Annotated in this window: 20 protein-coding genes, 1 tRNA gene and 4 pseudogenes; 7 read left to right on the top strand and 18 right to left on the bottom strand. The window is 63.7% G+C overall.

Features of this window, described 5'->3' with window-relative positions; genetic code table 11:
• Positions 1-26 precede the first annotated feature (26 nt).
• Positions 27-584: pseudogene (locus B5X69_RS22410) on the top strand (c-type cytochrome); the annotation flags it as partial.
• Positions 585-591: 7 nt separating this feature from the next.
• Here B5X69_RS22410 and B5X69_RS06820 read toward each other — a convergent pair.
• From B5X69_RS06820 to B5X69_RS22220, 4 genes are all read right to left on the bottom strand, one after another.
• Entirely contained in the window at positions 592-1,257 is a 666-nt protein-coding gene (locus tag B5X69_RS06820) for a cytochrome b (protein WP_079637932.1), read from the bottom strand.
• A complete protein-coding gene (locus tag B5X69_RS06815) occupies positions 1,254-1,970 on the bottom strand; it encodes a cytochrome c oxidase assembly protein (RefSeq protein ID WP_079638018.1) in 717 nt (238 codons plus the stop codon). Before B5X69_RS06815 ends, B5X69_RS06820 begins: the two co-directional genes overlap by 4 nt.
• A gap of 40 nt (positions 1,971-2,010) precedes the next feature.
• A complete protein-coding gene (locus B5X69_RS22405; protein ID WP_217699102.1) occupies positions 2,011-2,325 on the bottom strand; it encodes a YkvA family protein in 315 nt (104 codons plus the stop codon).
• 247 nt (positions 2,326-2,572) lie between these two features.
• On the bottom strand, positions 2,573-3,094 hold the full coding sequence (locus tag B5X69_RS22220) for a DUF4142 domain-containing protein (protein ID WP_079637931.1): 522 nt from the start codon (positions 3,092-3,094) through the stop codon (positions 2,573-2,575).
• On the opposite strand from B5X69_RS22220, the pseudogene B5X69_RS06800 reads away from it, so the two are divergent.
• Both B5X69_RS06800 and B5X69_RS06795 read left to right on the top strand, forming a co-directional pair.
• A pseudogene (locus B5X69_RS06800) lies at positions 3,051-3,275 on the top strand (helix-turn-helix domain-containing protein); the annotation flags it as partial. The gene B5X69_RS22220 and the pseudogene B5X69_RS06800 overlap by 44 nt on opposite strands.
• 86 nt (positions 3,276-3,361) lie before the next feature.
• On the top strand, positions 3,362-3,547 hold the full coding sequence (locus B5X69_RS06795; RefSeq protein WP_079637930.1) for a hypothetical protein: 186 nt from the start codon (positions 3,362-3,364) through the stop codon (positions 3,545-3,547).
• Here the strand turns inward: B5X69_RS06795 and B5X69_RS06790 are convergent.
• The 3 genes from B5X69_RS06790 to gdhA all read right to left on the bottom strand — a co-directional run bounded on the left by B5X69_RS06790 (position 3,521) and on the right by gdhA (position 7,323).
• Positions 3,521-4,741, bottom strand: a complete 1,221-nt coding sequence (locus B5X69_RS06790) for an acetate and sugar kinases/Hsc70/actin family protein (protein ID WP_079637929.1) — start codon at positions 4,739-4,741, stop codon at positions 3,521-3,523. The genes B5X69_RS06795 and B5X69_RS06790 overlap by 27 nt on opposite strands.
• A gap of 159 nt (positions 4,742-4,900) precedes the next feature.
• On the bottom strand, positions 4,901-5,707 hold the full coding sequence (locus B5X69_RS06785) for an acetate and sugar kinases/Hsc70/actin family protein (protein WP_079637928.1): 807 nt from the start codon (positions 5,705-5,707) through the stop codon (positions 4,901-4,903).
• A gap of 266 nt (positions 5,708-5,973) precedes the next feature.
• On the bottom strand, positions 5,974-7,323 hold the full coding sequence (gene gdhA / locus B5X69_RS06780; protein ID WP_079637927.1) for an NADP-specific glutamate dehydrogenase: 1,350 nt from the start codon (positions 7,321-7,323) through the stop codon (positions 5,974-5,976).
• Positions 7,324-7,569: 246 nt separating this feature from the next.
• On the opposite strand from gdhA, the pseudogene istA reads away from it, so the two are divergent.
• Positions 7,570-8,301, top strand: a pseudogene (gene istA, locus B5X69_RS06775) (IS21 family transposase); the annotation flags it as partial.
• Positions 8,302-8,354: 53 nt separating this feature from the next.
• Here istA and B5X69_RS06770 read toward each other — a convergent pair.
• The 5 genes and pseudogenes from B5X69_RS06770 to B5X69_RS06750 all read right to left on the bottom strand — a co-directional run bounded on the left by B5X69_RS06770 (position 8,355) and on the right by B5X69_RS06750 (position 12,864).
• Positions 8,355-8,809 (bottom strand): annotated as a pseudogene (locus tag B5X69_RS06770) (transposase).
• 39 nt (positions 8,810-8,848) lie between these two features.
• Positions 8,849-9,892 carry a tyrosine-type recombinase/integrase gene (locus tag B5X69_RS06765; RefSeq protein ID WP_079637926.1) on the bottom strand — a complete coding sequence of 348 codons (1,044 nt, stop codon included), beginning with the start codon at positions 9,890-9,892 and terminating at the stop codon, positions 8,849-8,851.
• A 157-nt stretch (positions 9,893-10,049) separates the two neighbouring features.
• A tRNA-Ile gene (locus B5X69_RS06760) sits at positions 10,050-10,125 on the bottom strand.
• Positions 10,126-10,176: 51 nt separating this feature from the next.
• Positions 10,177-11,199 (bottom strand): polysaccharide deacetylase family protein, encoded by a 1,023-nt coding sequence (locus B5X69_RS06755; RefSeq protein WP_176141530.1) that lies wholly within the window; start codon positions 11,197-11,199, stop codon positions 10,177-10,179.
• Between the two features lie 30 nt (positions 11,200-11,229).
• On the bottom strand, positions 11,230-12,864 hold the full coding sequence (locus B5X69_RS06750; RefSeq protein ID WP_245798656.1) for a histidine kinase dimerization/phospho-acceptor domain-containing protein: 1,635 nt from the start codon (positions 12,862-12,864) through the stop codon (positions 11,230-11,232).
• A 168-nt stretch (positions 12,865-13,032) separates the two neighbouring features.
• Between B5X69_RS06750 and B5X69_RS06745 the strand changes: the two genes are divergently transcribed.
• Positions 13,033-13,506, top strand: coding sequence for an Lrp/AsnC family transcriptional regulator (locus tag B5X69_RS06745; RefSeq protein WP_053554032.1), 474 nt, complete (start codon positions 13,033-13,035; stop codon positions 13,504-13,506).
• 78 nt (positions 13,507-13,584) lie between these two features.
• Here B5X69_RS06745 and B5X69_RS06740 read toward each other — a convergent pair whose 3' ends face one another.
• Both B5X69_RS06740 and B5X69_RS06735 read right to left on the bottom strand, forming a co-directional pair.
• Complete coding sequence (locus tag B5X69_RS06740; protein WP_079638016.1) at positions 13,585-14,889, bottom strand: hypothetical protein; 1,305 nt, start codon at positions 14,887-14,889, stop codon at positions 13,585-13,587.
• A gap of 169 nt (positions 14,890-15,058) precedes the next feature.
• The gene (locus tag B5X69_RS06735; RefSeq protein WP_079637923.1) at positions 15,059-15,355 is read right to left on the bottom strand and encodes an Hpt domain-containing protein; all 297 of its coding nucleotides are present in this window, start codon (positions 15,353-15,355) and stop codon (positions 15,059-15,061) included.
• 69 nt (positions 15,356-15,424) lie between these two features.
• On the opposite strand from B5X69_RS06735, the gene B5X69_RS06730 reads away from it, so the two are divergent.
• Positions 15,425-17,785, top strand: a complete 2,361-nt coding sequence (locus B5X69_RS06730) for a coiled-coil domain-containing protein (protein WP_079637922.1) — start codon at positions 15,425-15,427, stop codon at positions 17,783-17,785.
• 38 nt (positions 17,786-17,823) lie between these two features.
• Here the strand turns inward: B5X69_RS06730 and B5X69_RS06725 are convergent, their stop codons facing one another.
• From B5X69_RS06725 to tpiA, 4 genes are all read right to left on the bottom strand, one after another.
• Positions 17,824-18,510, bottom strand: coding sequence for a Crp/Fnr family transcriptional regulator (locus B5X69_RS06725; RefSeq protein ID WP_079637921.1), 687 nt, complete (start codon positions 18,508-18,510; stop codon positions 17,824-17,826).
• Between the two features lie 24 nt (positions 18,511-18,534).
• Positions 18,535-20,166 (bottom strand): CTP synthase, encoded by a 1,632-nt coding sequence (locus B5X69_RS06720; protein WP_079637920.1) that lies wholly within the window; start codon positions 20,164-20,166, stop codon positions 18,535-18,537.
• A gap of 109 nt (positions 20,167-20,275) precedes the next feature.
• Positions 20,276-20,695 carry a preprotein translocase subunit SecG gene (secG, locus tag B5X69_RS06715; RefSeq protein ID WP_079637919.1) on the bottom strand — a complete coding sequence of 140 codons (420 nt, stop codon included), beginning with the start codon at positions 20,693-20,695 and terminating at the stop codon, positions 20,276-20,278.
• A 154-nt stretch (positions 20,696-20,849) separates the two neighbouring features.
• Entirely contained in the window at positions 20,850-21,593 is a 744-nt protein-coding gene (gene tpiA, locus B5X69_RS06710) for a triose-phosphate isomerase (RefSeq protein WP_079637918.1), read from the bottom strand.
• 161 nt (positions 21,594-21,754) lie between these two features.
• On the opposite strand from tpiA, the gene B5X69_RS06705 reads away from it, so the two are divergent.
• Positions 21,755-23,698: a peptidylprolyl isomerase gene (locus B5X69_RS06705; RefSeq protein WP_079637917.1), complete on the top strand. Its 1,944-nt coding sequence runs from the start codon at positions 21,755-21,757 to the stop codon at positions 23,696-23,698.
• Positions 23,699-23,700 lie beyond the last annotated feature (2 nt).

Raw genomic sequence — 23,700 nt, 5'->3', positions numbered from 1 at the left:
CCGCCGTTTCCATTGGTTCCAAAAGCGTGCGGTTCACCTCGCTCCTGTGGCTCGTGCCGATCGCCGCCTGCAGCGCGCCGGCGCCCGAAAGCCGGTTTCGCGAATCCGGCGAAGTGATCGCGTTCGGCGGAGGCGATGGCGGCGCCGAAGCGGCCTGCTTCACCTGCCACGGGATCGAGGGCCAGGGCGACGGGCGCGCCTCACCGCGGCTCGCCGGCCTCGACAAGGGTTATCTCCATCGCCAGCTCGACGATTTCGCGAGCGGACGCCGCGACCATGCGGTGATGCGCGCGATCGCGCGGCGGCTCGATGGTGGCGACCGGTCGAAGGTCGCCGCCTATTATGCGGGCCTGCCCATTCCCGCGAACCAGTTGGTCGAGCTTCAAGATTCTGGCGCTGCCGGACTCTACAACAATGGGGATGCCGGTCGCGATCTCGCGCCCTGCGCATCCTGCCACGGCTCGACCGGCGAAGGCGCAGGGCCCGGCAATCCGCCGCTGGCGGGCCAGCCCGCCGCCTATATCGCTGCGCAGCTCGCTGCGTTTCGCGACGGCTCGCGCAACAATGATGCGCTGGGCGAGATGCGGGCGATCAGCCGCCGGCTGACGGGCGGCGAGATCCGGGCGGTGGCAGATCATGTCGCGGCTCTTCCAGCGGCTCGTCCTCGGGCAGTTCGGGCAGCATCCCGCGAAGGACATCGTGGCGATCCCAGAAATGATGTTTCAGTGCCGCACCGACGTGCAGCGGGATCATCGCCGCCAGCAGGATGATCAGCAGGGCGTGGATGCCTTCCGCCCAATCGAGGATCCACCACTGGATCGCGGTCGGCACCGTGTCGAAGGGCATGGATGGCCAGGGAAGCAGGCCCGCCGCGGCCAGATCTCCGCCCTCGAGGACCGACCACATCGCCCAGCCGCTGAGCGGCAGGCCGAAGAAGCAGATGTAGAAGAGGATATGGGTGGCATAAGCCGCGAGCGTCTGCCAGCCGAGGCGATCGGCATCGTTGACGGGCCCCGGGACGATCAGTCGCCAGATGCCGCGCAGCGCCGCCAGGATCAGCATCAGCAGCCCGATTTCGGCATGAACCTGATAGGCGGCGAGCTTGTCGCCGCCAACGTCCATGCTGCCCATCGTCCATCCCCATCCAAGCTGGAAGACGATCAGCGCAGCCATGACCCAATGGAATATCTGGCCGACCGGCGAATAGCGCCCCTCGGCGGCATGCCGCGCGGCCCAGCTACGGATCGCCTCGATCATGTCCGCGCGGCGCGCGGCGAGACCAGCCGCCAGGCCATCCCCAGCGCCGCCGCGAGATAAAATCCTGCAGCGGGCACCCACATGATAAGGCCGGCGAGCTGCTGATCCTCGATCGGCCTCAAACCCCAAGGCTGCGTCGTCGCATAATGCGGCGCATAGAGCGGGTCGCCGGCGAAGGTGATGAGCGCACCGAGCAGGCCCATCTGGGCCGTCATCACGAGGAGGAGCCCGAGCGCGAGCGGCGTCGGCGCCCGCCGCAAGGCCATCCAGAAGCCGAGCGCACTACCGAACAAAGTGATCTGCATCAGCCAATAGATCGCATCGTTCGACAACGCCGCTGCATAGGGCTGCGGCGCGTGCCAGAACCAGAAAGCAAGGATGTGGACGGCCGCTGCCGTCGCTGCGCGCCGCGCGGCGAGCGCGACCGGCCTCAGCCCCCAGGCGACGAGCGGCGCGGCAACGGCCGTAAGCAGGACGTGATGCGCGACCCGCGCCGAAAAGAGCGCCGACGACAAGGCACAGAGCGGCGACACGAAAAGCAGCACGATAGACGCAAAGCCCCACCAGAAGGGCGGAGACAGGTCCGCACGGCGCCAGCCCCACAACGCTGCCCCTCCGAAAAGACACAGCAGAAGCGGATCCCCGTTCCAGCGAGCAAGCCACTCGCCGGGCAGCGGTGCCGCACCGCAATAGGGAAGCCAGGATTGAACCATCTTGTCTCCTTGGCGCATTTCAGGCTGCAAGCGAGGCGCGCTAAGAACTCAATCGGCCGGCCTCGGCCAGAACGCCCACAAAATGCCGCTCGTCGCCGCTATCCAGATGATAACGATCACGATGACGATACGCTCCCGCCCCGCTTGACGGGAGCGGGCTCAGCGCTTCGGCCCGACCGCGAAACTCGGCCATCAATTTCGACGCGATGAAGCCGATTGCCAACCACGATCCGAGAGACACTAAAACAAGTTCGCCGACATAGCCCAGGGCGGGAATGAAGTCGGGGATCAGGTCGATTGGCGACAGGGCGCAGGCAGCCGCGACACCGGCGATGAGCTTGGCGCCGATCGGCATCTGCGGATCGTGCGAGGCAAGCCAAATCGCCGTAATGCAGGACGCCGGACAGCGGATCGGCATCGAACTGGAGCGGACGTCGATGCGATGATGAGGGCCGCGCGGGATGACCGAAGATTTCTTCGTCCTCCTCGAACCGTCTGTCGACCTTGCGAGTCGGCGAGCGTTTCCTCGCCCGCCACGGCGCGCCCCCGCATCGGACTGCGCTCGATCACGATGCGCGCGCCCGCCATGACCTCGCCCCGCGTCACGGCGCCGGCGCCGGCGGCGCAGACGCTGCAAGCCGGCGGGCTTCGTCCAGATGGTCCGACACCATCTTCGTGGCGTCGGCAGCAAAGCGTTTGAGGACCGGCTCGGTCCCATTGTCCGCATAGGCCTGAACCACGCCGAGCGCGGCTTCGTGCGCCGCGACCTGGTCCGCTATATAGGCCTGCTCGAACGCGGTGCCGGTCAGTTGCTGAAGCGCATCGAGCTTCTTCTGCTGGTCGCCCGAGAGAGCCGGATCGGGTTTGATCGCGGGCGTTAGCGTCGCGACCTCCTTCTTCAGCTTGTCGGTCGAGGCCGTATGGGCGTCGACCATCTTCCGCGCGAACGCCTTGATCGAAGGTGAGAACGGCGGTGAGAAAGTCGACCACGGTAGCGGGGGGATGAGCCCGCTGCGGGCGGCGTAAAAGTGGTCCACCTTTACCCTTTCTGGCGACAGGGAGGGCGGGAGGATTTTCACCGTGGATTTGTATCGGAAGGTTCGCCTGGCTTGTTCAGAAGGCATGAGCCAGCGCGAGGCTGCGCGTCAGTTTGGAGTTTCCCGCGACAGCGTTCGGAAGATGTTGGCGTTCTCGGTTCCGCCTGGATACCGGCGGACGGCGCCGGTGAAGCGGCCGAAGCTGGATGGGTTCACCGAGATCATCGATGGCTGGCTGGAGGGGGATCGCGAGGTCCATCGAAAGCAAGAGTGGCTGCCAGCATAGTCGAGCACATCGACGAAGGTCTGTGACGGGCCATGCAGCACGCGAAAGATGCCGGTGTATGAGCCAGAGTGAAAACGCTTGGCGACCACGCCCTCAAAAACGCCCATCGGCTTGCCCGCGAATATCCGGGCGACATGGTTCGCGAGCAGGCTCAGGAAGCCGACATAATCGACATTCTGCTTTCGGCCGTGCTTCTCCGAATTGAGTCCATCGATCCACTCATCGACTTAATCGGCATTCTCCGGTTTCACTAGCCCCAGGAGCGGCGCTGCGAAATGCAGCTTCGAGGCGTTCGCAGCCACGCAGGTTCTGATCAATCCCCAGAGCGGTCCCGCGGATCGCTGGGTGAAGCCCTTGAAATGGGCATTGTTCACCTTCTCATTCGAACAAAGGTCCATATAAGCCACATAGGCGGCTACGGCCAGCAGCGCATCGGCGGCATCGCGGCCCTTCTGCTGGCGGCGATCGGCATCCATTTCGGAGATGAAGCGCGCAAGCGGCGCGGCTGCTGGATAAGGGAGCTCGGAGAGCAGTTCGCTAAGCCCGCGCCACTCGGCGGACCTGCTGCGCTCCTGGATCATGTGAACATCCCCGGAATCGACGAATGAGCATGCCGATGCACTGGTCCCGAAGTCGAAGCCCAAATAGGTCGATCCGCCGACCTCATCCGACGCGAAGGTCATGTCGATGTGGAAGGGACGACCTTCGGCAACGTCCCCATCAAATCGATCGTTGCGCCCATAGATGAATCTCGGGATTGCCGTGCCGTCGGCACGGACTGTGAGCTCCACTTCGATCGCCCCTTGGAAACGGGCATTTTTCGGCGTCGCCGCGCGCGTATCGACAATATTGTGACGCGCTTCGAGATCGTCCGGATCGAACGAGGAGCGCATGAAATAATATTCGAGCAGGCGCCTCGGCGGGCTGGCCAAGCGAATTTTCCATTGCAGCGGCTTGTCGACGAGTCCCCTGAGGCTGCTCGCGGACGGCAACAACACGCCGTCGTCGAAATCCCCGTTCGCCCCGGCGGCAAGCACCGGTGTGATCGGGCGGGCCTTCTTCACCTCAAGGTCGCCGCCATCGGCACACAGGGCAAGACAGAGCCGGTTATAGGTGACCGCTCGAAAATCCCCCTGACCTTCGGTATAGAAACGCCGCGCGCATTCGGTCGCCAGCCCTTTCGCGACAATCTCCTGAAAATTCTCGCTCAGCTGAAGGATTTCGGAATGAGGCAGATGACTCTTGCCGAGGTCACGCTCGAGCAATTTGGAAAGCCACCGGATGTTAGACGAGCCACCCGAAAGAAGAACGACCGAAATCTCCTGTCCCTTGAGATCCCTCGAAGCCCGCTCGATCGTCTTCCTGATCGCATCGCAAAGCTTCGGCTTCCATATTTCGGCCTCGAAGATTTGCCGGAGCATGCCGGCATCGAGCTTGATACTCGCCATGGGAGACTTCGGATCATAGGGGTTTACCGGCACCGAAATCGGGAAGGGTGCGAGGCCCGACAGGTCCGCTTGCAAGCTCCAGTTCGCGATCGAATTGCAGACTGAAAGCTTGGCGCTTTCAATCTGATTGAGCAGCCGCTTGTAGTGACGATAGAATGTCTACTGCCGTTCGTGAAGTTCGGCCAGATCGTCGGGCGTCTTGGTTCGCGCAACCAGGTCCAGCGATTTGCGGACATCTCCGCGCAGATTCTGGTCTACGGCTTTCGAGAGCAAGTGTGCAGCGAGCAGGCGGTTAACGTAGAAGCCGCCCACCTGGACGGATTTGGCGCTGAGTGGGCGCGAATTCGTCCCGCTTTGGCTGACATCGCCGCTCTTCGTTGTTTCGATGACCGATATGTCGAATGTCCCTCCGCCGAAATCGAGCACCAGTGCGATATGCTTGCGCTGCTCGGCGATAACGGGATGGCGAAGCCCGTAGCGATAATATTGAAAGACTGCGAAAGGCTCGGGCATGAAGTCGATCTGCTCGAACTTGCCGTGCAGGATCCGGCGGATGGCGCGGCGATAATTCGACAGCCAGCTTTCCTCGGCCATATCGATGCCGCTCAACGCGAGGGGTTCGGCGATGAGGATACTCTTGGGGAGCGGCCGCCCCTGCTGCTCCAGCCAGGAATTGACCTTCGACAGAAGTTCGAAAAAGAAGTCTTGCGCGATGCCCACAACGGTCGACCGCGGCGCATGCGGATTACGAACGGAGCGCTTGGTGACGGCATCGGGATCGTGCTGACCGAGTTCGATCTTGAAATCTTCCAGCAATTGCTCGGGTTCGCCACAATGCTCGCGTGCGTCATAACCGATGCGAGCCCGCTTTTCGCTATCATAATGAATTGCGGTCGGTATCACATTGCGCCCGTCGACCTGAGCCAGACTGACCGACGAAATGAACGGCAACTTCTTGTTGGACAATTATCACTTCCCCCCACACCGCCCGGCGAACTGGCGACAATCAACAGGGGCTAGCAGCATGCCCCATGCTCCTTCAAGCAGAGGCTCAATTCCGGACGCATCGACATGAATTTATCATGCCGTTGGCCGATTTGCCTGCCCGGCGTCGGCTACCAGATGCCATCCTGCCGCCGTTCGAGGCAGGTGAGGCCGGCGGAAGCGAGCGGCGCATGAACTGTGATCGCCTTCCAAATGCCACACCCGCCGCCTGTCGGCCCAGCCCCGGGTCAGATCACTCCAAGCGACCGCATTGCCTCTGCGACACGGACGAAGCCCGCGATATTGGCACCGAGCACATAATTGCCTGGCGCACTATATTCGTCAGCCGTCGCGGCGCAATTATCGTGGATGTTCCGCATGATCTGAGCCAGCCGCTCTTCGGTTTGCTCAAAGGACCAACTATCGCGTGAGGCATTCTGCTGCATTTCAAGCGCCGAAGTAGCAACACCGCCCGCATTGGCGGCCTTCCCGGGAGCGAACATCACGCCGGCATCCTGAAACATGTTCACGGCCTCGGGAGTCGAGGGCATATTCGCGCCTTCACCGACTACGATCACACCGTTTTTGATCAGCGTCCGCGCGTCCTTTTCGGTCAGTTCATTCTGGGTCGCACAAGGCAGCGCGATCTCGCATGGCACATCCCAGATCGAGCCATTCTCGATATAGTGCGCGCCAGCCCCTTTGAGCCGGACATATTCCGATAGGCGCTCGCGGCGGACATCCTTGATTTCCTTCAGGAGTTCCAGATCAATCCCCTCGTCGTCGAATACATAGCCATTGGAATCCGAGCAGGCCATCACCCTGCCGCCGAACTGGCCCATCTTCTCGATCGCATGGATCGCGACATTGCCCGAGCCGGAAACAACCGCGCGCCGGCCATCTAGCGACATATCCCTCGCAGCCAGCATCTGTTGAACGAAATAGACGAGGCCGTAACCGGTCGCCTCGGTCCGCGCCCGCGATCCCCCATAAACGAGTCCCTTGCCGGTGAGCACACCGGCCTCATACCGGTTGTTGAGGCGCTTGTACTGACCGAACATATAGCCGATCTCACGTCCCCCGACCCCGATGTCGCCCGCGGGAACGTCGGTATATTCGCCCAGATGGCGCTGAAGCTCGGTCATGAAGGCCTGACAAAAGCGCATGATTTCGCCATCGGAACGCCCTCGCGGATTGAAGTCCGATCCGCCCTTGCCACCACCGATCGGCAGGCCGGTCAGCGCATTTTTGAAGATCTGTTCGAAGCCGAGGAATTTGACGATGCCCAGGTTGACCGATGGGTGGAACCGGATGCCCCCCTTATAGGGACCAAGCGCCGAGTTGAACTGGACGCGGAAACCGCGATTGATCTGTACCTGGCCCAGATCGTCGACCCAAGGCACGCGAAAGATGATCTGCCGCTCCGGCTCGCAGATCCGTTCGATCAGCGCGTGGTTCGCATAGTCGGGATGCTTGGCAACGACACGGCCAAGGCTTTCAAGAACCTCGCGTACGGCTTGGTGAAACTCGGCCTCTCCGGCATTCCGGCGCAATACTTCATCAAGAACCGGCTGCAGCTTCTCATCAATCTTGCTCAAATAAACCTCCTTGGCGCATTATTCGATCGTGCCTGTGGACAGCCTTCCTTCTTTTCGCAAGCCGAATAAGAAGTAGAAACGAGGAAGATAGCCGAGCTCAAGGAAGCAATCGGGCCGGCTTCCCGTGATGCCGGTGTGGATCGGCGTGCAAAAAGGACCCCGTTAGCGGGGTGATCGGCGTCTAAAAGGGACCCCTCATTTCGATGGTTTAAGCAGCCGGCTCGATAATCAGGCGGCGAGATCGGGATGTTGGTTTTGGAGACAGTGGTTCGGATTCGGCGCGAGTATGCCGGTGGTAAGGCGATCAAGGCGATCGCGCGGGATTTGCATGTGTCGCGGAAGGTGATCCGCAAGGCGATCCGGGCGCCGGAAGGCGCATTCGACTATCAGCGCAAGGTTCAGCCGCTGCCGCGGATCGGGCCGTTTCGGGCTCGGCTCGATACGTTGCTGGAAGAGAATGAGGTGCGCGGCAGGCGCGAGCGGCTGCGGATGACGCGTATCCATGATCTGTTGGAGCGCGAAGGTTTTGAGGGTTCCTACGATGCCGTGCGGCGCTACGCGGCGCGCTGGAAGGCCGATCGGCGCAAGGATGCCGGCGATGGTGTCACCGCCTTCATCCCGCTGATGTTCAAGCCCGGCGAGGCCTACCAGTTCGACTGGAGCCATGAGGATGTGGAGATCGCGGGCAAGCCGATGCGGGTGAAGGTCGCGCATATGCGACTGTGTGCATCGCGGGCAGTCTATGTCCGGGCGTATCCGCGCGAGAGCCAGGAGATGCTGTTCGACGCGCATGCGCGCGGCTTTGCTTTCTTCGGCGGGGTGCCAGGCCGCGGCATCTACGATAATATGAAGACGGCGGTGACCAGCGTGTTCACCGGCAAGGAACGGGTCTTCAACCGGCGGTTCCTGATCATGACCGCCCATTATATGATCGAGCCGACCGCCTGCTCACCTGCGGCGGGATGGGAGAAGGGGCAGGCTCTGTTGCACAAATCGGCGTAAGGCCGAGGTTCCCCTTTCCCCGGACGGACTTATCCCACAGCTTCCGTGACGGGTATTCCGAGCGCGGTGTAGCCGTTCAGGACGGCGATGCGGACCTGGAGTTCGGCGACCTGTCGGTCGAAGTCCCGTGCCATGAGCCGCTGGCCCAGCAACTTGATACAATGCATCTTTGTCTCGACGCGGCTTCGGCGGTGGTATCCACTCCATCGTCGCCAGAGCGCGCGGCCCAGGTATTTCGCCGCGCGCAGGGCCTCATTTCGGGCCACGGCTCCGGCGGTGATCGTCTTCCAGGGCTTCGCGTTCTTGCGGGGCGGGATGACGGCATGGGCACCGCGATCTGCAGGCGGCCACGCCTGCCTGTCGGCGCGGCATCCCAGCTCATCTCGGGGTCAAACCAGATCGTCAGCGAGCCCCGGCGCTTGAGTGCTTCATTGTAGGCTGGCCAGTTCCTGGTCTTGTAGGTCGGGGGTATGGGTCTGCTCATGCATCCCAGCTACCACCCTGGATTCGCGAGATGAATCCCTCACGCGATTTGTGCAACAGAGCCCATCGTACTGAGCGCCGCATCGGTCATTGGCTCGCTCCACGATTTGGCACTGGGAAAGAGCAACGGACTCGTGCCTGTCACCACCCGCAGGATTCGGAGAGCATCGACGGCCTGACGGGACAGAAGGACGTCGTGGCCGAACGCGCTGTTATGTTTGTCCTCCACTTCTAGCTTCATTCGGGCGGCTGGAATTCGCCAGGTCGGCGTCTCGCAGGGTGCGTCAGGTTCAGACCAGTCAATTCCGTGGAACTCGGACCAAAGCGCGGTTCGAAGCACGCCGACCCGCACGACGGAGAGCGCGAGGAGCCGCGATGCCAGTTTCGTGATTAGGTTCGACGTGGACCGATCGACGCAGAGCTGTAGATCGAGCAGTTCGGGCAGCGTCGTCAACGCTGGTTGCTTTGCGCCTGGCAGGGTAGGTTTGAGCGCGTCCTTGATCTCATCGATTTCCAAGAGATGGGCCGCATTTACGAGGCGCTCCCCTTTGGCCCTCTTGAAGATCGCGTAGATATAGCCCCTCACTCGCTTGGCGGTTTCGATCGAACCGCGGGCCTCGATCTTCCGAAGGGCTCGGAGGATCATCACGCTATCGATATTCCCGATCGGCATATTGCCGAACTCAGGATAAAGGTCCCTCTCGATACGATTGCTGACGCGAACAGCGTTTGCTGTCGACCAAAGCGGTGCGTGGTCTTTCAGCCACATCTCCGCCAGCTTGCGAAATGTTGCCTCAGCGGCATCGATCTGGGCTCGCTTTATCCGCTGTGCCTCGAAGCCAGGGTCCTTACCTTCCCGCAGGAGCCTTCGCGCATTATCCGCGCGCTCCCGGGCTGCGACGAGCCCGACATCCGGGTAACGCCCGAACGTGAGCATCTTCTCCTTCCGGCCGTAATGATATTTGAAACGCCACGACTTCGTGCCTGCGACTGTCACGAGCAGGTAGAGCCCTCTCGAATCAGTGAGCTTGTAGTTTCGGCCAGCCGGCTTGGCGTTTTTTACCTCTAAAGTGGTCAGAGTCATCGATACCCCCAAAATCGGAGTCCGAACCCCAAAAAACACCCCTCGATTCGACGAGACGTCGTGATCTGTCTTGAGATGATATGGACAAAGAACGCACAACAAACCCTTGTTAAACAAGGGCTTTTTGATACCATATCGATGACATGAAAAGAAGGGGTGGTGGGCCCGGCAGGACTCGAACCCGCAACCTAGCCGTTATGAGCGGCCAGCTCTAACCATTGAGCTACAGGCCCCCGAGGGGTTAGCGCGCGATAGCGGAGGCCACGCCGCATTGGCAAGCGGCTTCAAGCGCAAGGCGCGCGTGCCCGCTCGGCCATTTCGATGATAGCGGCGGCGGCGGTCGCCTCAACGCCGCGGCGCGCGAGATGATCAAGGACCACATCCCACCAGCGATAGAAATGTTCCAGATCGGCAGTATTGCGCACATAGGGCGTATTCCCCGCCTGCAGCGACGGCGAATGGAAGGAGAAGTTCAGCACCGGTAGCTGCTGGTCAATCGCGATGTCGATCGCCTCGAGCGCGCGCTCGGCGGGGATGCCCTCGGGGCTCAGCGCGATCCGCTCGACGAGCCCGAAGCGAGCGAGTGCGGCGCGCGCGCCGCTCTGCTCGACGCGATGATACACCGAGGGCCCCAGGCGTCCGAGGAGGCCGCCAAAGACCGTCGTTACGGGGATTTCGAGCACCGCGCCCCCATTTGTCTCGACCCACCAGGGATGGAGCGGCGCGCGGCGATAGTCGGGGCCGTGGCCCGCGCGATAGTCGAAACCTGCTCGCACCGACGTATCGCACCGAAAACCGAGCTCGGCGAGGAGCGCCGCTGTCTCGGCGCCCAGACCATAGCGCCCGGCGCGGTAGGCGAGCGGGGCCGCACCGAAGCGATCGCGGATCGCATCTCGAAGCATGGTCATCTTGGCGCGTTGCAGGGCGATCGGCAGATTTCCGGTGTAACTGCTTTTCTCGCTCACTTCCTCCTCGTGGGGAGGATTGACCCAGGGGTGAAGCTGCGCCCCTATCTCGCAGCGCCCCTCGTGCGCGGCGCGGCCCAATATGTCGAACGCGCGGTCATCGGCGACGATGGGCCAGTCGACGAGATAGATGGGCCGCACGCCTGCGCGCTCAAAATAGGCCTGGCAGTCGGCCAGCGCCGGGACCGATCCAAGCGAATAGCCGGTACGACTGAAGGGCTGGGACCAGTCGAAATCTTCTTCGGTGTCGATGGTCACCCAGAAACGCGGGCGCTCGCCAGCCGCGAGCCTCACCATATCCGATGCCTGCGGAACGTCGAACAAATTGCCCGCCGGCTGCACCCTGTTTTTCCCCTCGCCTGTCTTTTCGGACTAGTCGCCCTGCGATGCGTCCTTTTCCGCCTTCGCGGGGTTGGCGGAGCGAAGGTGCAAGGTCAAGGCATTGTGTCCGATATCGAGCCTCCCGCCAGCGGCGCGCGCGAGGCTGTCGACGAGGCGGAGCGAAAAGCCGAGGCTCAGGATCGCCGCGCCCGGAGCCTCGCCCTCGGGACTATATCCAGGATCGAGCAATTCGGCGGCCGTTGCAGAGCGAATCGCAGCGGGGCGGACGATACGCAGTTGCAGCATGTCGTCATGCTCATGATCGGTCACGAGCTGGCCAACGACGGCCGCGCCCGGCTCGGACACATCGACCAGCGCCGTGACGAGACGGCCGACCATGCGCCGCGCGTCGGCGTCGCTCGTTCGTGCGACGAAAGGCCCCCCGATGCGCGCGATGCTCACGCTCACCTGCTGATCGTCGAGCAATCCACCAAGATCAGACTCGACCTTGGTGACGATGGTCGCGATATCGGTTTCCGCCTCGCCTGCCCCGGTTTCGGCAGGTGGGTCGGCGCTCGAGCGCGCAGCCGTTTCGAGATCGTCGATGATCGCCTGCACGGCCGCAGCGTCGGCAACGATCGTGTGGGCCATTCGCCGATAGGATTGACTGACCGGGCCGAACATCTGCCCCGATATGATCTGGGCAAACCCCGAAATCGCATTGAGGGGGCTGCGAAGCTCGTGAATCAACTGACGAATGGAGTCGCCCGCCGCATCGCCAGTCGCCCCGCGATAGGGCGTCTCGTTGCTTCGAGGTCGCCGCGCGCTCCCCCGATAGCCCCTGAATTGCCCGGTTGCGGGCTCAAACCACGGCACGGCCGAGAAGCGCCATTCGCCAGCGTCCTCAGCGCCGCCCTCGAGAATGAGCCGCGCGTTGATCATTTCGGCGCGCTGCCGAAAAGCGCCGGCTGCGACGCCGTCTACGCCAGGCTCGCCCCCAAAGGCCGCCTCGGCGATCGAGAGCCCCACGATCGCACCGCGCGCAATGCCTTCGACCCAGTGAATGACGCCGTCGGGGCCGGTCTCGAACAAAAAGCCCTCGCGCTCTTTTGCACGAAGCCGGGGCGGCGCGGGCGCCGTGCCGAGTGGCTGGCCTCGGCTCGACTGGAACTTGTCGATCCGCCGCACCAATTCGCTGATCTGGCTGGGCGCGGGATCTTCGCTTGCTTCTTCCGACGCGGCCGGGGGCTGCGGCAGCGCGACCGAAGCGCTGCCAAGCGCCGCGAGCGCGCGCTGCACCGATTCGGGCAGGTCGGCGCGCCCGGCGAGAAGCGAGCGCGCCATCGGGTTCGTCGCGGGGAGCACCGCGAGCCAGTCCTCCTCGGAGAGGCGCGCCTCGCGCATCATCGCGACTGACACGGCGGGCACATCATTGGCATAAAGCGCAACGAGCGGGGCGAAACGGCCGTGCCGGGCCAGTGCGCGCGCGCAATCGCGGCGGACTTTTTCGGGAACTTCAGGCCGCAGCACGGCAAGCGCGTGGAGCGCGCGGCGCACATCCTCATCGGCCAGTTGATTGCCGCGCTGCGCCAGAATATCGGAGAGCTGACGCCAGGCAGCAATACGCGCCCGGCGGTCGGCCGGAGTCTGGCGCAAGATCGTTGCGATCATTGAGTCAGCAGTCACGCAAAGCAGGCCCCACACCCAGTTTCATTGGTTAGCGTAGGATTACCGGCTAGCGTGAATCGGCTGGTCATGAAAGCACGTTAACCCTGTCGTCGCATTGTGGGACAATTGCAATCGCCTGAAATATAATTATGGTCTCCGGCGAGATTGGAAAGCGGAAGTTACAAAATGGCGAGCCAAAAATTCGATCAGATCGATTTGCAGATCTTGAGCGAACTGCAGAAAAATGGGCGGATGACCAATGTCGAGCTCGCACAAATGGTCGGTTTGACCGCGCCGCCCTGCCTGCGCCGTGTGCGCGCGCTCGAGGAGTCGGGCGTGATCCGTTCCTATCATGCCGATCTCGACGCAGCGAAGCTCGGGTACGGGATCACCGTTTTCGCCATGGTCAGCCTGCGCAGCCAGGCCGAAGCCGACCTCCAGGCGTTCGAGGATTATGTCGGCGGCCTGCCCGAGGTTCGCGAATGCTATATGCTCAACGGCGAAATCGACTTTCTGCTGAAAGTCGTCGCGCGCGACCTGCAAAGCTTCCAGTCCTTCCTCACCGCGCATCTCACCTCGGCGCCCAATGTGACGAGCGTCAAAACGTCGCTGACCATTCGCACCGCGAAGCAGCTCGCCGGCATACCGGTGGAGGCCTGACGGTTCGTCGACGCGAACAAGGCGAAAAAGGGCGCCGCTCCGCAAGGAGGGCGCCCTTTTTCCTGGCTTGTCTGCCGATCAGCCGCCGGTGACGGGCTGAGCAGCGGCGGGCGCGGGTGCAGCGGCCGGCGCCCCTTCGGCGTTGAGCTTGGCGAGCCAGAATTTGGCAAGCGTCTTGCGCGGGCCGGTCACCTGACCGAAACTGGCCTTCGCGGCAGCCGCGTCCCCGGTCATCGCCTGCGCAACCGCGAGACGATAGGTCCACAGATCCTTGTCGCCGCCCGCGCTCAGTGCTGCCTGATAGAGCGGGATGGCCTCAGCGGCGCGGCCATAGCCGACGAGCGCATCGCCGGTCACGCCGGCGACCTTCGGGTTCGAAAGCGTCGCGGGCCTCTTGGCGTAGGCCGCGAGCGTCGATTCTTCGTCGCCCGCGCGCTCGACCTGGGTCTTGGCGAGCTCATCGAGCTCGGCGTCGGCGGCCGGGATGACCCGCTTCGCCTTGCCCTCGCGGATCACCGCAACCACCTCGCCAGGCAGCGCCGCCTGCGAGGCAAGCGTCGCATATTCGGCATATTCGCCGCGCTCGAGCAGCGAGTTCGTCGCGCGCATCAGCCTGAGCGTATCGAGCGTGCGATCCTTGTCGGCACCGCGAATGGCGATCATCAGCGTCTGGTGCCAGATCTGCGGCGTCGGATAGGATTGGACACGCAGCGCAAGCAGATCGAGCATCTCTTCAGTGCGGTTCGCTTCCTGCAAGGCGCGCGCGGGGACCACGAACATCTGCTCGGATGGCCGCTGGCCGGCGGCGAGCATTGTCGCGATATTTTCCTTTGCAAAGGCGACTGCCTTGTCGGTCTGGCCGGATTTTGCATAGCTGTCGAGAAGCACGTCGGGCAGCGCGGCTTCGGTCGACCCGGCTGCGCGCGCGGCCTCGAGCCGCTGCGCAGCCTTCGCATAATCCTTCTTCTGATAGGCGAACTGGCCAGAGAAGAAATTATAGATCGCCGCGTCTGCTGCAGGCACGAGCCCCGACTCAAGCGCTGTGTTGAGGCCCTGCTCCTGCAGCGCCTGATCCTTGTTCAGGATGCCAAGCTGCAAGGTGAAGAAGCCGAGATAATATTTGTCGTCGTTCGTCGTGGCCGCGCCCTGCCCTTCGGTGATCGCCGCCTGAAGAGCCGCCGCATCCTTCTTCTTGAAGGCGGCATCCATCTTCTGGGCAAAGGGTCTGAAATCCTTGCTCGGATTGAGCTGCGGGCCCTTGGTCGCCGCTTCCTTCTTCGGCTTTTCGCGCGCGGCCGCGGGGACGGCGGCGGTCGTCATCATCGCGAGGCCCAGTACGGCGGCCATCGCCGTCGCGGGCATCGGGCGAAAACGCTTGATCATCGTGAAACTCTCCTTTGAATCGGCCGCCTTGCCCTGCAATCGCTGGTTCGGCCGCGGTTCGGTAACGCGGCTAAACCCCAAGCGTTGCCAAGGCAAGACGGCCGTGGTCGATATTGAGAATGTCAGGACGCGGCTGAACGGGGATTGAACCCGGTTTGTCGCGCAGCGCCTAGGCGAGGCTGTCGATCGCCCTATTGATCTGCCGCAGCACGGCGGGATCACCCGGCGCGCCGGCCATCGCCTCTTCGGCAAGTTCGATCAGCGGAATAATGCCGAAAGTGGCAGCAAGTCCCTTGAGACGGAGCGCTGCAATATGCCAGTTCGCGTCACAGCGGGAGCGCCGCATGAGATCGCTGAGGTCGCGTGCGCTGGCCTTGAAGGCGCCGCGAAGGTCAAGCGCGATCGCCGGATCGTCGCCGACTGCAGCGCTCAGATACCGGTCGAGGGGGCCACTGTCGAAAGACATTCCACAGCCCTGTCACAGCAGGGTTAAGTTTCCGTTTCGCACGGCGCGAATGATAGGTAAGATAGTGGCATGACGGGGGAAAAGAAGATCGTCGGTTTGTGGCGGAATTCCGAGGCAAACCAAGGTGCGGACGAGACGGCGTCCGCTGAGGCTGCTGCGCCTGACAGCCTGCCGCCCGCGGAACCGCCCGCGACGGAAGACGCGCCTGCTGAGCGCGGCTGGCTCGACCGTTCGGCGCTGCTTGACGATGAAAGCGAGGAGGCCCCCGCCTCCGTGTGGCGCGAGCGTCTTCCTCTCCTGCTCGTCGCAGCAGGCCTCATCTGGACCGGCTTCGCGCTCGGCGCCGCGACCTCGTGGTTCCGCCGCGCGCCGGCGCTTAGCGAATGGCCCGCGCTTGTCGCAACGGTCGCAATGCCGCTTAGCCTTCTTCTCCTGCTCTGGATGGTGGCGCTGCGCTCGAGCCGCTCCGAGCAGGCGCGTTTCGCGCGCGTCGCGGCCGCGCTGCGCGATGAAAATCAGGCGCTCGGCCAGTCGATGCATTCGCTCAGTCTCCATCTCGCTGACGCGCAAAAGCAGCTCGCCGAGCAGGCGAAGATCGTCCAGCAGCTGGGACTCGACGCCGTTGCCCGGCTGCACGAAAGCAGCGACAAGCTCGCAAGCAATGCGTCGGTCATCGCGAACGCGAATGACCAGCTGGCCCGTTCGGGCGATGTCGCGATGCAGCGCATGGACGGGCTCCTTGCCGGGCTGCCGCGAATCGATGATGTCGCGCAGCGGCTCGCCGTCAATTTTCGCGAGGCGGGTCTCGTCGCGCACCAGCAAGGTGCCAGCCTTGAGGCGAAGCTTGCCGCGCTCGCAGAAGAAGCAGCGAAGGCCGCGCAGACCGGCGAAGCTTCGACCGCGAGCCTCTCCGATGCGATCGCAGGTCTTCAGGAGCGTACGAAGGAGGCCGAGGCGAGCCTGCTCGCCGCCTCGGCGCAGGTCACCGGCGCGCACGGCACGGCGCTCGCCCAGATCACCAATTCTGCAGCGTCTGCGCGCGAGGAAATGAGCGCGACCGTTGCGGCCTTGGGCGAAAAGATCGAATCGACCTGGCGCGAATATCGCGAGGGTGTGGCCGCCGCGGCAGACGAGATGGACATGCGGCTTGCCGCGGCGCGCAGCGCAGGCACCGAGATCGGCGATCAGATCGCGGGCCATGGCGCAGCGAGCGAAGCGCTTGCCGAGCGTATCAGGGCGCATGTGGCCGAGGTGAGCCAGCAGCTCGATGCTCTCGACGTCAGCGTTTCGGCAAGCACCGGCGTCATTGGCCGGGCGATCGACGATACGAAGGGCCAGCTCGCCGCCTTCATGACCGAGGTGCACAAGGGCAATGGCTCGGCGCGCGAACTCATCACCCACGCCGAATCGCTCCTTCTCGCGCTCGATGCCGTCACCCGCGAACTCGACGAGACACTGCCGCGCGCGCTCGACCGCATGGGCGCGCACGGCCAGACCACGCAGACCGCGCTGGCCCAGATCAAGCCGATTCTCGAAGCTTCGGAGCTGGTTGCGCAATCGACGCTCTCGCACGTCAATGCTGTCCAATCGACCCTCCAGGTCAATGAAGAGAAGATGGCCGGGCATGCCGAAAGCCAGCAGGCGCTCGCCGAGCGGCTCAATGCCTCGCTCGCCGAAGCCGATGAGGCGCTCGCGAAGCTGCGCGCCGGCGCCGATGAATTTGCCGACGAGGGCGGCGCGCGCATGATGGCGACCCTCAGCGAGGTGCGCACAACCGCCGACAGCGCTGCCGAAGAGGCGCGGCAGACACTCGAGAAATTGGTGGCCGGCGCGCGCGATGCGATGCACGAAAGCGCGACCGGGGCGCTCGACGCGGCATTCAAGACCGAGGTCATGGCCCAGCTCAGCGCCATCGAGGAAGCCTCGCAGCGCGCAGTCGAGGCAGCAAACCGCGCCGCCGACCGCTTGATGCGCCAGCTCATCACGATCATGGACACCAGCGCGAACGTCGAGCAGCGCGCCCGTGAGGCCGATCAGGCGATTGCAGCCTCGGACCGCGAGTCGCTTGCCAAACAGGCCGGACTGCTCACCGAAGCGCTGAAGTCGACCGCGATCGATCTCACCAAAATCTTGTCGAGCGAGGTCAGCGATGCGGCCTGGGAGGCCTATCTGAAAGGCGACCGCGGTGTCTTTGCCCGGCGCGCTGTCAAGCTGGTCGAAAGCAGCGAGGCCAAGGAAATTCTGCGCCTTTATCAGGCCGACGACGGCTTCCATTCCGCGGTCAATCAGTTCATCCACGATTTCGAGGCGATGCTACGCCTGCTTCTTGGCGCGCGCGACGGTTCGGCGATCAGCGTCACGCTCCTCTCGTCGGACATCGGGAAGCTTTATGTCGCGCTTGCGCAGGCGATCGACCGGCTCCGCAGCTAAGGCGAGGTTCATCGCCTCGGTGCGCCGTGTCCCCGTCCTTAGCCCTCGACTTCGCTGATATCCTCGAGCATCTCGGGTTCGAGCACTCGCACCCGGCCCTGGTCGAGCGCGATGATTCCCGATTCTTCCCAGCTTCGCAGCTGGCGGTTGATATGCTCGCGGCTCATTCCTGCGAAATTGCCGAGTTCGGTCTGGCTGAGCTCGACGCGCGCGACCGCGTCGGGGCTGTCCTTGCGTATCAGCCGCTTGAGGTAGCGCGCAAGGCGCGGGCCCGAAGCATATGCGCGATCACTCTCGATCGTTTGATCGGCGGTGCGTAGTCGCCGTGCGAGCTGCTGCATCAGCGACCATGCGAAATCAGGATGGCTGGTCACAAAGTCGCGCATCGCGTTACGGCCGAGCTGAAGTGCTGAACCGGCACTTGTTGCAAAGACCGATGCGGTTCGTTCGCCGCCGTCGAGCAGGGCGATTTCGCCGAGAACTGCGCCCGGTTCGGCATATGCCAGGACGATTTCGCGCCCGTTTGCGGTGAGAAGCGAGACCCGCGCGCTTCCCTCCGTCAGGATCAGGAGACTGTCGCCCGTGTCGCCCTGGCTCAGCAATTCCTTGCCCTTGGCGAACTGAATCTGCACCGCGCGGCCCGCGATATCGGCCCAATCCTCGACGGTGAGGCCGGAGAAGATACTGTCGGGACCCTGAAGTTCGGCGAGTTTCGCGTGATCCATCGTCCCTCTTCTCCTTCTATGGCTTCAGACCAGCCTGCTCTGCTTGACAGCCGCCTCGATAAAGCCAGCGAACAGCGGGTGCGGGTCGAACGGCTTCGACTTGAGCTCGGGATGGAATTGTACCCCGATAAACCATGGATGGTCGGGCCGCTCGACGATTTCGGGCAGCATGCCATCGGGGGACAGGCCTGAAAAGACCAGACCGCCCTTTTCAAGAGCATCGCGATAGGCGCCGTTCACCTCATAGCGGTGACGATGCCGCTCGGAGATATCGCGCGCGCCATAAATGCTCGCGACATGGCTGTTCGGCGAAAGCTTGGCCGCATAGGCGCCGAGCCGCATCGTCCCGCCAAGATCGGTATCGGCGCCCCGCTTCTGCAGCCCCTCGGCGCTCATCCATTCGGTGATCAGGCCGACGACAGGTTCATCGGTCGGGCCAAATTCGGTGCTCGATGCCTTTGCTATCCCGCTCGTGTTTCGCGCCGCTTCGATGCACGCCATCTGCATGCCCAGGCAGATGCCAAGGAAGGGCACGCCGCGTTCGCGCGCAAAGCGGACGCTCGCAATCTTGCCTTCCGAGCCGCGCTCGCCGAAGCCTCCGGGCACAAGAATGCCGTGCAGCGGTTCGAGATTGGCCGCCAGATCCTCGTCATGCTCGAACATTTCGGCGTCGAGCCAGCGGATGTTCACCTTGACCCGGTGGGCAAGCCCGCCGTGAACAAGCGCCTCGTTGAGCGACTTGTAGGCGTCGGGCAGGGACACATATTTGCCCACCACGCCGATCGTCACCTCGCCCTCGGGATGCTGCTTGCGGTCCATGATGTCGTACCAGGCCGTGAGGTCGGGATCGGGCGCATCGTGGATGCCGAAGGCGCGCAGCACCTCCGAATCGAGCCCTTCGCCATGATATTGAACGGGCACCGAGTAGATGGAATCGGCGTCAAGCGCCGGGATCACCGCTTCCTTGCGTACATTGCAGAACTGCGCGATCTTCGCGCGCTCCCCGTCGGGCAGCGGCTTTTCGCAGCGGCAGAGCAAAATGTCCGGCTGGACGCCCAGCGAGGCGAGTTCGCGCACGCTGTGCTGGGTCGGCTTGGTCTTCAACTCGCCGGCGGCGGCGATATAGGGCACCAGCGTAACGTGGACCGAGAGTGTATTTTCGCGCCCTTCCTCGTTGCGGAGCTGGCGGATCGCCTCGATGAAAGGGAGCGATTCAATGTCGCCGACCGTACCGCCAATCTCGCACAGCACGAAATCGAGGTCGTCGGTCTCGGCGCGCGCGAAGGCCTTGATGGCGTCGGTAACGTGCGGGACCACCTGCACCGTCGCGCCAAGATAGTCGCCGCGGCGCTCCTTGGTGATGATCTGCTGATAGATACGGCCCGAGGTCACATTGTCGCTCTGGCGCGCAGCAACGCCGGTGAAGCGCTCGTAGTGTCCAAGGTCGAGGTCGGTCTCGGCCCCGTCGTCGGTCACATAGACCTCGCCGTGCTGATAGGGTGACATCGTGCCCGGGTCGACGTTCAGATAAGGATCAAATTTGCGAATGCGCACGCGAAATCCCCGCGCCTGCAACAGGGCCGCAAGGCTTGCCGCCATCAGACCTTTGCCAAGGGAGGAGACCACGCCGCCGGTGATGAAAATGAACCGCGCCATGGGAGGAAAGACTTACTCAAAGGAGGGGTGACGGCGCAAGCCGTCGAATCACATGCGGCGGAAAAAATTCCGCCGCGCGAGGGAGCCGCGCCGCCGGGAAAGCGAGCGGTTATTTCTTGGCAGGAGCGTTTTGAGCAGGCGCCTCAGCCGGCTGGCTTGCCGCAGCGGCCGCGGCCGCCAGAGGGTCGTTGGTCGCCGGCGCGGCGGGTGCCGCGGGCGCCTGGCTCAGCGGTACCTGGGGCGCGCTTGACTGCTGCGCGGTCTTTGAAAGCGATGTGTCGAGCGTCGTACCGCTGCGCCCGACCGACGCCATCGCGGCGAGAAGAATCGACAAACCCACAAAAAGGCAGGCGAGAATCGTTGTCGTGCGGGTCAGGAAATCCGCAGCGCCGCGCGCCGACAGCAGGCCCGCCGGGCTGCCCCCGACACCCAGCCCGCCGCCTTCCGACTTCTGCATCAGGATGACGCCGATCATCGCGGCCGCAACGACGGCCTGAACGACGAGCAGGAAGGTAAAGAGGCTGGACATCGAATTTTCCCGAAAAGCATGAATAGCCGCACGCAGGCCATGGTTGCACGCGCACATAGAGACGAAGCGGCGCAGCTTCAAGCCATAGCTGACCGTTCGCGCCGCCCGGGGGCATTGCGATCCCGGCGCGCCCTGCCTGGGCGTAGGCGCAGCGTCAGGAGAGGCCGGCCGCCGCCTCGATGATCGGCACGAATTTCGCAGCGCTCAGGCTCGCCCCACCGACGAGCGCGCCGTCAACATCGCCCGCGCCAAGAAGGTCAGCGGCATTATCCCCTGTGACCGAACCGCCATAAAGGAGGCGAACCTCGGCCGCCCCGGCGCCGATCCGTTCGGAGAGCGCTGCGCGGATCGAGCCATGCATCGCAGCGACATCCTCAATGGTCGGAACGAGCCCGGTTCCGATTGCCCAGATCGGTTCATAGGCAATCGCAAGGGCTGCCCGCTCGAAATCGTCGGGCAGGGATTCGCGTACCTGCTTCAGCACATGATCGATTGCGCCGCCAGATTCGCGGACAGCGCGGGATTCGCCGACACAAAGGATCACAGCGAGACCTGCCGCAAGCGCGGCCTCGGCCTTCGCCTTCACATCGTCATTGGTTTCGCCGAACCCGTCGCGCCGCTCGCTGTGCCCGACGATGACGAGGCTCGCACCGACATCCGCAAGCATCGGCGCCGCGACGGAGCCGGTAAAGGCCCCCGCGTCCTGCGCATGGCAGTCCTGCCCGCCGACCGTGCCGCCCAGCGCCGCCATCGCACCGATCAGCGTAAAGGGAGGACAGAGCGCAACATCAACCGGCGCGTGGTCCCTGGCTGCAGCAAAAATGGCCTCGGCCTCGCCCAGCCCCGCGCGCAGACCGTTCATCTTCCAGTTGCCGACCACATATTTGCGCCGTGCCATCGCTCCGCTCCATCACCATTCGTTTCCGATGCTGAGCCCCCTAGCCGGGCACGGCGGCGCTAGGCAAGCCGAGCAATGACAAGGCTTCCATCTGCGCTACTCAGGCACTAAAGCAGCGCCCAACCGTGCCTTTGGCGCCCATTCGAAAGATTGCCCGCTCGATGATCACCGCGATCCGCAACCTCTTCTCTTCCGCGATCGGCAAGTTTCTCGCACTCGCCTTCGTTGCCCTCGTGGGCGTCGCCTTTGCACTGAGCGACGTCACCGGCAACTCGACTTTTGGCGGGCTTGGCGGCGCTACTGTCGCCGAGGTGGGCAACACCGACATCGGGGTTGGTGAGCTGCGCGACCGCGTGAATCTCGCCTATAACCAGGCGCGCCAGCAGCAGCCGGGGCTCACCAAGACGGCGTTCGTCGAATCGGGCGGGCTCGACCAGGTGCTCGACCAGCTGATCGAAGGCGCAGCCTTCGAGCAGCTTACGAAGGAGATGGGTTTTGGTGTCAGCAAGCGCCTCATCGACGGGCGCATTGCCGATCTGCCGATCTTCGCTGGCGTGTCGGGCCGCTTCGATCAGGGCGCTTATCAGGCGTTTCTGCGCCAGAACGGGATCAGCGAGGCGCAGCTGCGCGGCGATATGGCCCAGCAGCTGCTTCTTGAGCAGATCGCCGAACCGATCGGCAGGATACCCCGGGTATCCGCGGCGATGGCGCAGCCCTATGCCGCGCTGCTGCTCGAAAAGCGGCGCGGATCGGCAACTTTCGTTCCCGCGAGCCCCTTTGCGCCCACGACTGACCCTGGCGATGCGGCGCTGCGCAAATATCTCTCGCAGAACGCCTCGCGCTATACGGTCCCCGAGCGCCGCGTGATCCAATATGCGCTATTCGACCGCAGCGCCGTGCCGGTGCCCGCGGTGACCGACGCCGAGGTCGCCGATGTCTACAAGGCGAACGCTGCGCGTTACGCCGCGAGCGAGACGCGCCGTTTCGCCCAGGTGATCGCGCCGGATCAGGCCACGGCCAACGCGATCGCGACCAAGGTGCGCAGCGGTGCCTCGCTCGCCGCCGCGGCGCAGGCGGCAGGGCTGTCCGCCGCGACCACGGGAGACCTTACGCAGTCCGCTTACGCGGCCACAACGAACGCCGCTGCGGCCAAGGCCGGCTTTGCCGCAAAGCTAGGTGAGCTTCTCGGCCCTACGCAGACCGAGCTCGGCTGGGCCGTGGCCCGTGTCGAGAATATTCAAGTCAATCCCGCCCGCACCCTTGCCGATGCGAGCGCCGAGATTCGCGAGGAACTTGCCAAGAACAAGGCGAACGAGGCGATCGTCGACTATTATAATGCCATCCAGGACGCTGTGAACGGGGGCGCCGCGATCGAGGAGGTTGCAAGCGACCGCAAGCTCGAGCTCGTCGAGACGCCCGCGCTGCTTCCTACCGGCCGCGCGCCGGAGCAGCCTGATTTTGCGCTTCCTCCCGAATTGGCGCCGATGATCTCGCAGGCCTTTCAGGCGAGCGCCGAGGGCGAAGGTCAGCTCGTCTCGATCATCGAGAATGAGAAGTTCGCGGTCTTCGCGGTGAAATCGATCGTCGCCGCTGCCCCGCCCCCCTTCGCGGAGATTCGCGCCGGCCTTCTTGCCGACTGGCGCCTTGCAGAAGGGCAGAAAGTGGCGCGTGACAAGGCGCGCGCGATCGTGAAAGCCGTTGAAGGCGGCAAGGGCCTCGGGGCCGCCGCCCGCGAAGCGGGTCCGAACGTCGGCTCGGTCCAGACGATCGGCGGCAGCCGCGCCGAGCTCGGCCAGAATGGCCAGCCGGTGCCGCCCGAGCTCGCGCTCCTATTCTCGATGGCGCAAGGCAGCGTGAAGACGCTCGAAATCCCTGGAAACCGGGGCTGGATGGTGATCGCGCTCGACGAGGTCGACCGCCCGAATCCGAAGGATATCGATCCTGCGCGCGTGGCTGCAATTGCACAGCCGCTCGGCCCGGCGTTCGGCAACGAGCTGGTGGGCCAGCTCGTCGCCGAGGCGAAGCGCCGCGCTGGTGTGAAAATCAACAAGAACCTGCTCGAGAAGCTGCGCAAGGAGCTGACCGGCACGGCGCCGGCGCAGTAGCC

This window comes from Sphingopyxis flava, assembly GCF_900168005.1.
In the GTDB taxonomy this organism is placed as follows: Bacteria; Pseudomonadota; Alphaproteobacteria; order Sphingomonadales; family Sphingomonadaceae; genus Sphingopyxis; species Sphingopyxis flava.
The sequence above is the reverse complement of the archived record's forward strand: the minus strand, read 5'-3'. Positions and strand labels throughout refer to the sequence as shown.

Excerpts from the sequence above, each read along its gene's own strand:
- B5X69_RS06820 (WP_079637932.1), bottom strand. The coding sequence starts at position 1,257 with ATGATCGAGGCGATCCGTAGCTGGGCCGCGCGGCATGCCGCCGAGGGG.
- B5X69_RS06815 (WP_079638018.1), bottom strand. The coding sequence starts at position 1,970 with ATGGTTCAATCCTGGCTTCCCTATTGCGGTGCGGCACCGCTGCCCGGC.
- B5X69_RS22405 (WP_217699102.1), bottom strand. The coding sequence starts at position 2,325 with ATGCCGATCGGCGCCAAGCTCATCGCCGGTGTCGCGGCTGCCTGCGCC.
- B5X69_RS22220 (WP_079637931.1), bottom strand. The coding sequence starts at position 3,094 with ATGCCTTCTGAACAAGCCAGGCGAACCTTCCGATACAAATCCACGGTG.
- B5X69_RS06790 (WP_079637929.1), bottom strand. The coding sequence starts at position 4,741 with ATGGCGAGTATCAAGCTCGATGCCGGCATGCTCCGGCAAATCTTCGAG.
- B5X69_RS06765 (WP_079637926.1), bottom strand. The coding sequence starts at position 9,892 with ATGACTCTGACCACTTTAGAGGTAAAAAACGCCAAGCCGGCTGGCCGA.
- B5X69_RS06745 (WP_053554032.1), top strand. The coding sequence starts at position 13,033 with ATGGCGAGCCAAAAATTCGATCAGATCGATTTGCAGATCTTGAGCGAA.
- B5X69_RS06740 (WP_079638016.1), bottom strand. The coding sequence starts at position 14,889 with ATGATCAAGCGTTTTCGCCCGATGCCCGCGACGGCGATGGCCGCCGTA.
- B5X69_RS06735 (WP_079637923.1), bottom strand. The coding sequence starts at position 15,355 with ATGTCTTTCGACAGTGGCCCCCTCGACCGGTATCTGAGCGCTGCAGTC.
- B5X69_RS06730 (WP_079637922.1), top strand. The coding sequence starts at position 15,425 with ATGACGGGGGAAAAGAAGATCGTCGGTTTGTGGCGGAATTCCGAGGCA.
- B5X69_RS06725 (WP_079637921.1), bottom strand. The coding sequence starts at position 18,510 with ATGGATCACGCGAAACTCGCCGAACTTCAGGGTCCCGACAGTATCTTC.
- B5X69_RS06720 (WP_079637920.1), bottom strand. The coding sequence starts at position 20,166 with ATGGCGCGGTTCATTTTCATCACCGGCGGCGTGGTCTCCTCCCTTGGC.
- secG (WP_079637919.1), bottom strand. The coding sequence starts at position 20,695 with ATGTCCAGCCTCTTTACCTTCCTGCTCGTCGTTCAGGCCGTCGTTGCG.
- tpiA (WP_079637918.1), bottom strand. The coding sequence starts at position 21,593 with ATGGCACGGCGCAAATATGTGGTCGGCAACTGGAAGATGAACGGTCTG.
- B5X69_RS06705 (WP_079637917.1), top strand. The coding sequence starts at position 21,755 with ATGATCACCGCGATCCGCAACCTCTTCTCTTCCGCGATCGGCAAGTTT.